Source organism: Nostoc flagelliforme FACHB-838, from assembly GCF_014698065.1.
Taxonomy (GTDB): Bacteria; Cyanobacteriota; Cyanobacteriia; order Cyanobacteriales; family Nostocaceae; genus Nostoc; species Nostoc flagelliforme_B.
Genome location: NZ_JACJSI010000218.1, coordinates 1 through 9,832 on the forward strand (window position 1 = coordinate 1; position 9,832 = coordinate 9,832).

Here is a 9,832-nt window from a genome sequence, read left to right on the forward strand (position 1 = left end):
GGTAAAATATCCTTAGTAGGATTGGGAGGTAAACCGCCGCGTCCGGTGATAATAAAGCTGCTTTGAGCATAACCTGGACTATCGCAGACTTGAGCTACTTCAGTTTCGACACCAATTGTGGGTAACTCAACTAAGCCACTGTTGGGGTTAACGTCAGAGATATTGAGTTCTACAGAACCACTAAACTCAGGGCTTGCTCCTGTAGCAGTGATGTCACTTGTGCTATCAGATGCCACATCTCGAAACTGTGTACCAAAGATACCTTGGGCATTAATTCGCACGTTTCCACCACGAAAGTTTGTCGAATTGGCGCTGATGTCGCTATTTTTAAATGCAATCAGGAAATCGGTGTCAATATTGATGTTGCCACCAATAACATTTTCCCCCCTGGCGTTGGTTCTTATGTTGCTATTGCGGCTCATTGTCAAAATTTTTGAGTTAATGTTAATTGTCGCTTGCTCGCTATCCGGGTGATTTTTAGCACTTTGTGTGTCCCCGCTAAGTAAGGCATTGTTGTTTAAACGGATAAAGGGGGCATCTATTTTTAGGTTGCCTGCGGTTCCGGTTCCCAAACTCTGCACGGTTATTGCAGCTCCATCTTGCACTAATAAAGTATTAGTTTTAATTGCTAAATCACCCGCATCCCCTGTTGAGTCTGGTAGTGCGGCAGTATACAAGCCACTGGCATACTCACTATCAGCACTTCTTCCAAGAATTTGCACATCTTGTGCATCAACGCTTAAATTTCCTCCGTTGCCTCCACCCTGTGTACTAGCACTTACACGCGCCCCATCTTTGAGTAACAAAGTATGAGTTTTAATAGTCAAATCACCTGCATCTCCTGTTGAGTTTGCTTCTGCGGAAGCATACAAGCCACTGCCAGCCCGGCCATTAGCGCTTCTTCCAAGAATTTGCACATCTTGAGCATCAACGTTTAAATTCCCTCCCTTGCCCACACCAAATGTACCAGTAGCTACATATGCCCCATCTTGAACTAGCAAAGTATTAGTTTTAATAGTCAAATCACCTGCATCCCCTGTTGAATTTGGGTGTGTGTCAGCAAACAACCCACTGATAGACTTACCATTAGCACTTGTCCCAATAATTTGCACATCTTGGGCATCAACGCTTAAATTTCCTCCCTTGCCCTCACCAAATGTACTAGCACTTACCTGCGCCCCATCTTTGATTAGCAAAGTATGAGTTTTAATAGTCAAATCACCCGTATCCCCTGTTGAGTGTACGGAAGCAAACAAAGCACTGGGAGCCTGACCATCAGCACTTGCGCCAATAATTTGCACATCTTGGGCATCAACACTTAAATTTCCTCCCTTGCCCTCACCAAATGTAGCAGTAACTACCTGTGCTCCATCTTTGAGTAGCAGAGTATGAGTTTTAATAGTCAAATCGCCCGCATCCTTTGTTGAGTTTGTTTGGGCGGAAGCATACAAGCCACTAGGAAACTCTCCATCAGCGCTTGCGCCAATAATTTGCACATTTTGGGCATAAACGTTTAAATCCCCACCCTTGCCTGCACCATATGTACTAGCATCTACCTGTGACCCCTCTTTGACTACCAAGGTTTCAGCATTAATATTAATATTGCCTGCCTGCCCCCTTGCTCCTACGAACACCCTATTAGTAATGAGACTGCTGTTGTTAATATTAATTACTCCTGTTGCATTCAGATCAATATTTCCTGCTTTACTATTATTAGAATTTAGCCCTGTCTCTATGCCGGCAACCAGTACACTCCCTCCTATAATCTCTAAATTCTGGGCATTAACTGCGATACTACCACCATCATCAGCAGCCACCGCTACAAAAGAGCCTCTGCTCAGTAAAACATCGCTTCTTTCGACATTGTCGGGAAAACTTAAACTCAGATTATTGCCATAGGAATTTAAGCCGATAGTTCCTGTACCTTTTAACCCACCTAAATCGACTCGCCCACCAAAAGCAAACAATCCTCCACCATCCATATTGATATCACCACCTACCAAAAGCAAGCTCTTGCCATCTGGTACACGTAAACCTGTTGCTATAAATTCAGAAGATGGATTTAAACCGGAAAGAGCAACTGAGTTATTTTGGATAGGTGCAGTTTGAATTTGATTAAATAGCAAAGCTGAAGGATTGACCGTCAATAGGGATGGAGAACTTTCGGGATTGGAGGCGCTGAAAAAACCTTGATTCCCAAAAGAGATTGCCGAGGCTGTACTTCCAACAAAAGAACCACCAATATTTAACTGAGCATTTTGACCAAAAATAATCCCGTTGGGATTTATTAAAAACAGATTAGCTGTACCCAACGTGCGAATTATCCCATCAATATTAGAAACTGAGCCACCTGTTACTCGACTGATGATATTTTGAATATCTACAGCATTATTAAAAGAAGCAATGCCACCAGTATTCACAGAAAACTCACTAAAACTGTGAAATAAATTGCCGCCAGCTTGAGTTCCTCCAGTAATGTTAAAGGTGTTACCCTCTCTTGTGACGCTAGTGTTATTAGGTAAAGTACCATCTGGAGTAATTTGAGCGTTCGCATAATCAATGGTACAAAAGCTGACACCGAAAGCGATAATTACTAAAGCACCCCAGTGAGTAAAATTCAAACCTGACATTGTAAGCCTCCAATAATACCCGCAAACTTTAGTTAAGCATAAATCAAGTTATTAGCTATTAAATATCTAGCAATTAGAATACTAATTTTTACCCGAAAACTCAAGTTTTTCGCAAAAGCTGAAGTAAAGTTCTCAAGCCACCGCTCATACTGCCCCTTGCATTTAACCAGTTCCAAATCCACATCGCAAAAAAACTACTAAACTCTACTCTTGGGCTTCTTGGTAACTATTAATTGCAGGCGCTGTTTTATCCTTCCGGGACTCCAAATGAAAATTTGACGGTTTGATAATTTCACTCCTGACGAAGAATATCTCTGCATCGAATGGCACGCTTGAAAAGCTGTGAAGGCTGGGGAAGTTAGAAGTAATTATTGGTAATTATTACTATTGCAATACAGCACTTACGGCAGCTATGAGGTACATCCTAAAAGCTGAAAGCGATGATAGGAGAGGAGCAAGGAGAAAACTATATTGCATAATAGCCGGAAGCGCTGTATCCTCAAATGCACTTCTTTTCCCCAGCAGAAGAAAGCTTACCCCCACCTAGCAGTTTTGGGTTGGCAGACTACTAGATTTTAAATTTTCTTCTAGATTCTTACAGTCAAAAGTCAGCTTTATCAATCCCTAGCGCTTTACAAGCGCCCATTCGGTTTAGTGGGGAATTTTCGCGCTTTTACCAGGGATTTGCATTCTGATCGTTAATCTTCACCCAATAGCGAATACCTGGACTATTCAGATTAGGATCGTTGGATTGTGCCCAGAAACCCCAACCTGCATTTGGATCGCTGCCATCATGAAACTCTGCCATCTTAAACCCAGATAGATTGTAACGGCTTTGACCAGCTTGTTCACACTTTTTATCTGCATCGGCTTCATACAACAAGGAACTGCCTACAACGTTAGGAATAGCGAAGACTTCTCCACCAGACCAAGAATTTTTAGATGCACCACCAGGGGTAATGGCGGATTGAGTCAGATATGAAATCGGATTACTTTCAAGTTCTGGTGATTTGCGAATGCAAAGTAGCGAACGGGCTTCACTTATAGAAGTATCACCCGAATAGGGATTGGTTTGCTCATCATATCTAACTTGGACATAGGTTTTGCCACCGTTATATACATTGGTATATACAGAAGTATTGATAATCCAAGTCATAGCTTTTTTAGCCGATACTGCTTGGTCAATGGCTACGGAATCATTGTATTTTTGTGAGTCTATTGATACTTGTTGTGCGCTAACTGAAGATGCTGAAACCATTGAGGAACTTATTAAAACCCCAAAAACTAGCTGTTGAGTGAACCATTTGATCAATCGCATACCTGAATTTTCCTTATAAACAAAGATGAGTTTGTCCAAAGTCCAAACAAATTGCAACAGTACTAAAGCCTAGTCAACTACAGATCAAGTTACTAACTGGCTATTCCTGAGCAAGAAGTCTAATATGTTTTCAACTCAAAACTCAAATTTTTCGCAGAAACTCAGAATTATTACAAAACTTGGCATTCTTCGTTTTCAAATTACTGCATTGACTTTGGCTTTTTTACTCAACCAACATCCCATCAACAATCGGAATTCCCCACTGCGGATACTTGGCCAGCAATTTCTTGATCACAATCTGCAAAGCCGGATCTTCCTAGCACTCTTGCAAGAAGTTAAAACCCGGATTGTCGTCCGAATTCGCCGCTCGATTCAGTTTTTCCCTTCTTACAGGTCGTAGATTTGACCTCGCTAGAATCGCCTCATGCGACCATTTTTCATAATTTGGCACAGACGCGGCGGAACTTTCACCCTCATCAACTGCTTTGATTTCTACACCCGAAACTGAATTTTCAACCAACAACGTAGCAGAATAACCCTGTTCTACCTGCCCCTGAGTTTGATTAGCGTAGATGTGAAACGGCTTGTCGTTAGACATGCGCTAAAGTTAAAGGAACTGTTGTTACTGTACTTCAGAAGACTGATAACCGCTATACCCTAGCTTACTCGGTGATGGAAATGGAGAAACCCTCTTCGAGCTAATATTTCTAAGTCTTCAAGCGTTAGAGACAATTGTGTACATAGCTCCAATACACTACGCTGGCCATTACAAGCTAATAAAACCTCGCCCATTCGAGATCCTATTAACTTACTCTGCAACTGATTTGTCGAAGACATGGTTAAAAGTAAATAGTACTCACCTTGCAATCCAGGCTCTGGTATTTGGTTTTTACTCAAGGTTGTAAGTAGACTATTAGGCTCATGCCGGAAAAAAACAATGCGATATTGAGGATTCAAATCAGGAAAAGAATCTTCGAGAACCTCAATTTTTAAACTGTTATTGCTAGCGACCTGTTCTGGAATCAATTTTGTCAAAAAAAGCACACATAGCTCAAAACGCAAAATTTCTGACAAAAATTCATTTTGAAGCTTGCCTTGCTCAAGTTGCGCCAGTAAGAACTGTCCAAAGCGAACGGCTTCCTGCTCGTAGTAAAAATTGCGTGACGGCTGTGTCTGCCAGTAAACCTCAACTACTTGGTTCAGATTGTGAAAATTTAGCAATGTGCAGGTTTTTGGCAAAATATTTACCAGCATACTAAGACGAAATGAGCGATGAAGCATTCTTCCAATACCAAGCCCAGGCAACTGAGCCAAAAATACTAGGCGCTGATATTCTAGAGTGGTTAAATTATATACCCTCAGAGCTTGCTCAGGGCTGGTCAAAACTTGCAAGCAAAACTCTGGAGATATAACTAACTCAGATAAAGCCTGTTGAAACCCTAAAAGTGCCATGAAGTCATTTCTTTATCGGTTGGTTTTCCAAATCGCTTTAGCCCGACTAAGTTCTTGCTTGAGCAGTTCAGGTCCCATGTGATTGTAATACGTTCCAAAGATTTCAAAAACAATGCCAGCAACATTTGGGGCTTTAGGCAGAACTTTTTCGAGTAATTGCCAAACTACTTCTGGGCAAACTCCTGAGTGAGCGTCTAAATAAAAACCCTCCATCACCATTCCACCTGCAAGATGGATTTCTACTACCTGAGTTAAGTCAAGCTTGTCAAGGAAATCCCAAGGATCAAAACGATGGTTGTAAGCATTGACATAAACGTTATGAAGGTCGAGCAAAAGCCCACAGCCAGTTCTAGCAGTAAGTTGATTGAGGAAGTCTGCCTCACTCATCTCTTGGCTGGGAATTTCAAAATAATAGACATTGTTTTCCAACAGGAAAGGTACTGAGACTTCTTGATGCACATAGTTTATCCTTTCTACAAGTATATCTAGGACTTCTGCATCATAAGGGACTGGCATGGTCAGACCGACATCAATAGGATGACCAAATGCTTGTAGTAAACGACTAAAAGATAAATGGTCACTGTGCCAAGAGAAGTGATACTGCCTCTGCCATTTTGCAATCTGGGCTACATGGATAATATCAAACCAATCTGCACTGCCAATGGACAGCCCAATGCTATGAGCAATAATGGGCTTGTGCTTTGAAAGAAATTCTATATACTTTTGAGCATTTTGATTCTCTTCATAACGAGGAGTTACACTAGCTCCAAGATCGTTCCAAAAAGTATCTGGAATAATCTCCAGAAAATCAAAACTGTCAAAGTTAGCTTCAACAAAACTTTGTAAAGGAGCTTGAAATAAAAGACCAACACCAAGTTTGGGAACACTAGATAAAGTGTTAGTAAAATTTTTTAGTTCCTGTTTTACTGGAAGCATAAAATAGCTCTAATATATTTATTTTAATCTCTTTTTGGAGACTGGAAGCAGAGAATAATATCTAAATCTTGCTACAAGCCACTTTCTCAATAACTATACTTACATGAAAACCGGAAAGCTATCCCCTATGGTAGGGTGTAACCCATCACTCGATTTATGATTTTGTCTCAGGTTAAGGTTAGTTTGAATATTTTATCTTTTCATACTAATAAAAGAGGGATAATACCAATTCTTAAAATCTTGGCAACACATGAACAATCTGATGTACGTACATCTGTACGTCTTTACTTGTATATATATTGCCTTATTTTAGAGAATTGGTATATATGTCTCACAGCAAGACGAGCGTATTTAAATCAGTTTTGACCACAACCAAGATTCGTAACCTTTATAGTCAGTAATTAGCATTCGATTTTGTGTATTCACTCCAAGGCAATGTATCTCGATAGAGTGCCGAAGCCGCATAAAAAGCCACAAATACACGCTGAAATCGAGCCAAAAAATAGACCCTAATGCCATTATCTTTCAGATAATTAACAATAGGTCAATCTCATTGACATAGAGGATCTTGCTTAACAATCTTCCTCATGCTTACCTTCGGATACTAAGGCGAAACTTGGATTTCCTGTATTTCTAGAACAGGGTTTATTATAAGTTGGTTATATTTAATCACTTCGGGATCAAACCCCGAACGGCAGCCAGGACAACCACCTAGTTTAAGATATTGAGTATTCAAGTTAGTGCTACCACCACTCACTTCCTCAGATTCTTGTTCAGATAATTCCTGAAACTGCTCTATATCTTCCAACAAAGATTTATCTTTCATACTTTTCCCTCTTTATACATCTCAATAATATAATCAAACACATTATATTTTAGATAGATGCAATGTATTTTAATAAAATTAGTAAATTGAAAAGGTTTAGGGTCTAGGGAAGTGCTTGACTTACGGTAACACTTGGCAATTACGTCAAAAGATATTCGCATCTCTTGCATTTACAAGAGGGTGAAGAAGAGGTAGGCACTTCCAACTGCTGCACGGTGGTTATTGGAACAACAATCCCAGGAATTGCTGTTCTGTGTATCACCTCAACTTCGACCCGGGCAACAGAAACAATAACATCGGTTTTCAGGTTGTATGTAGTTTCCGCAGCGAGCGCTCTTTTGTGCCAGAGTCGGCGTATGGAAATACGTCGAGCTTGCCTTAAAGAGTCCAGACCTGTTCGTGTGATTTCGGTGACGATATCCAAAAATAAAGCTGGGTTGGGTAGTGTAAATTTCTGTATTTTATGTACAGCCCATGATCAGCAAAACTCAGCTTCCACAAATAGGTCTGAGTTTCTCCTTGTTTAAGATCACTAAAAGTAAGTAGTAGTCTAACCCTCAGACATACGAGGAATTAGTGGTGACTCAAGCTTTCAATTTATGAGTTTGTTTGTGCTTACCTTTTAACCTCCAAGCAGCATAAAAAGTAACCATTGCAAACATACTAAATGGTAAAGTTGGTTCGGGAACAGGCTTGATTGCTATTAAGATTTCTGAAGTACTAATAGAAATATTGCCAGCATTAAGGTAAATATTGCCACCGCTTCCAGTAGAATTTACATGATTTTGGTTAACAGAAATGCTAGCACTATTATTAATAACTAAATTGCTAGAGTCAACAGTAATAGTAGCACCATTGCTAACAGGAACTAAAACTCCTTGATCACTCGAAGCATGATTAAGATTACTACTGTCTCGGACTATCAATGAGCCAGCCTCTATATTTACAGAGGGGGCAGCCACACTGTTACTTATCCGTACTGTATCCTGTGCTGATATCCTTAAAACTCCTCCTACTTGCAATTCACCTTGTAAATCAATCTTGTCAGCTACAAATGTCAAATCTTGCCCAACTTCTAAATTTCCGATAGCGGTAATAGTTGCCCCTGGCTGACTTACTCTATACTGTAAACCCTGAGTTGAAATAATTGATAACGGTGGTGTTTGAGGATTAATAGCGTTAAATCCATTACCATCAGCAAACTTCAACCCACTAGCAGTAGTTGCTGCAAATGAACCACCAACATCTAAACGGGCATTAGACCCAAAAACAATACCATTGGGGTTCACTAAGAATAGATTAGCTGTGCCATTAGTACGGATTAAACCATCAATATTAGAAATATTATTACCCGTCACACGAGTAAAAATATTCTCGATACCTAAAGGATTATTAAAGTACGCAGTATTACCAGTGGGTACAGATAATTGTGAGAAGCTGTGGAACAAGCTATTTCCTACTTGAGTACCGCCGCCTATAACGCTGAGGTCATTACTTATTTGTGTAACATTAGACGTATTGCCAATAGAGGCATCTGGAATAATTTGAGCCAGCGCATAGCTTCCAGGCAAAACACTTGCCCCCGCTATGGCAATACTCAATAAACTTCTGCAATAAGTAAAACGCCAACTAGACATTACAAGCCTCCGCAGATAGCACAGCACTAAAACCTAGTCAAGTATAAATCAGGTTACTAGCTATCTAATACTTAACCATAGGTCTACTATGCTTTCATCCCAAAACTCAACTTTTTCGCAGAAAGTTAAAAATATTACAAAACTTTGTATTCTTCATTTTCAAACTACTGCACTTGCTGCTCATTACAATCAGCCAGCACCCCATCCACACAAGCGATACCCCACTGCGGAAACTTCGCCAACAACTTCTTGATCACAATCTGCAAAGCCGGATCATCCCAAGACTCTTTCAAGTACTCAAACCCCGGATTCTGCCCCGAATTCGCCGCAACCTTGAGTTTCTGCATACGCTCCGGTCGCAGATTTGACCTCGCTACAATCGCCTCATGTGACCACTTTTCAGGATTTGGCACAGGTGCGGCGGAACTTTCACCCTCATGATTTGCTTTGACTCCTTCACCCGAAACTGAATTTTCAACTAACAACGAAGCGGATTGACTTTGTGCAGCATCCACAAGCGTCAGCGATGTATAATCCATTGCCGTAGGCGAGTCTTCAAGTTCTGACGCGCTTTCAATACGTGGAGGCGACGCGCCCCCCAAGGGCGCATGAGCCGTTTCCTCAACACGCGGATTTTCGGTTGGCGCGTCAGAACCAACTACCATACCAACAACCTTAGTTGGTTGTTGGTAGGTAGTTAACGGATAGTTAAAAACGTTGTTAAGATTTTGGAACCCTTGCAATTCCTCACTTTTTTGACCATTCTTTTGGAATGATTCCAAATCAGCGTGGATTTGTTCCACTTTGGGGTGGTTTTCATTCCGTCCGGTCTGGTTTACTTTCTCCCCGGCGTGGACGGCTTTCTCGTCACAAGGATTGGTTTCCCCAGACGTGGACGATTCCCAGTAAAAGCGATTGTAATACCAATTTAATATGAAGCTGCATAGAATAAAGCTTCTAGAATAAAGTTGTAAGAAGAGACAGAAATTACCTGCTCAAAAGTAAGTTGGTCGAATATTTCTTGGATGCGCTC

At 40.8% G+C, this 9,832-nt stretch carries 8 protein-coding genes; all 8 read right to left on the reverse strand.

The genetic code is table 11. The features are described from left to right. On the reverse strand, positions 1-2,630 hold a 2,630-nt coding region (locus H6G97_RS37910), incomplete at its 3' end, for a two-partner secretion domain-containing protein (RefSeq protein ID WP_190945846.1). A 673-nt stretch (positions 2,631-3,303) separates the two neighbouring features. Then, the gene (locus tag H6G97_RS37915) at positions 3,304-3,948 is read right to left on the reverse strand and encodes a hypothetical protein (protein ID WP_190945847.1); all 645 of its coding nucleotides are present in this window, start codon (positions 3,946-3,948) and stop codon (positions 3,304-3,306) included. 316 nt (positions 3,949-4,264) lie between these two features. Then, entirely contained in the window at positions 4,265-4,546 is a 282-nt protein-coding gene (locus H6G97_RS51590) for a GxxExxY protein (protein WP_199349926.1), read from the reverse strand. Between the two features lie 59 nt (positions 4,547-4,605). Further along, the gene (locus H6G97_RS37925; RefSeq protein WP_190945848.1) at positions 4,606-5,400 is read right to left on the reverse strand and encodes a hypothetical protein; all 795 of its coding nucleotides are present in this window, start codon (positions 5,398-5,400) and stop codon (positions 4,606-4,608) included. A gap of 12 nt (positions 5,401-5,412) precedes the next feature. Next, on the reverse strand, positions 5,413-6,336 hold the full coding sequence (locus H6G97_RS37930; RefSeq protein WP_190945849.1) for an MbnB/TglH/ChrH family RiPP precursor modification enzyme: 924 nt from the start codon (positions 6,334-6,336) through the stop codon (positions 5,413-5,415). 604 nt (positions 6,337-6,940) lie between these two features. After that, complete coding sequence (locus tag H6G97_RS37935; protein ID WP_190945850.1) at positions 6,941-7,162, reverse strand: hypothetical protein; 222 nt, start codon at positions 7,160-7,162, stop codon at positions 6,941-6,943. A 584-nt stretch (positions 7,163-7,746) separates the two neighbouring features. After that, complete coding sequence (locus H6G97_RS37940; protein ID WP_190945851.1) at positions 7,747-8,799, reverse strand: filamentous hemagglutinin N-terminal domain-containing protein; 1,053 nt, start codon at positions 8,797-8,799, stop codon at positions 7,747-7,749. Between the two features lie 164 nt (positions 8,800-8,963). Beyond that, positions 8,964-9,602: a hypothetical protein gene (locus H6G97_RS53655; protein WP_338421929.1), complete on the reverse strand. Its 639-nt coding sequence runs from the start codon at positions 9,600-9,602 to the stop codon at positions 8,964-8,966. Between the last annotated feature and the right edge of the window lie 230 nt (positions 9,603-9,832).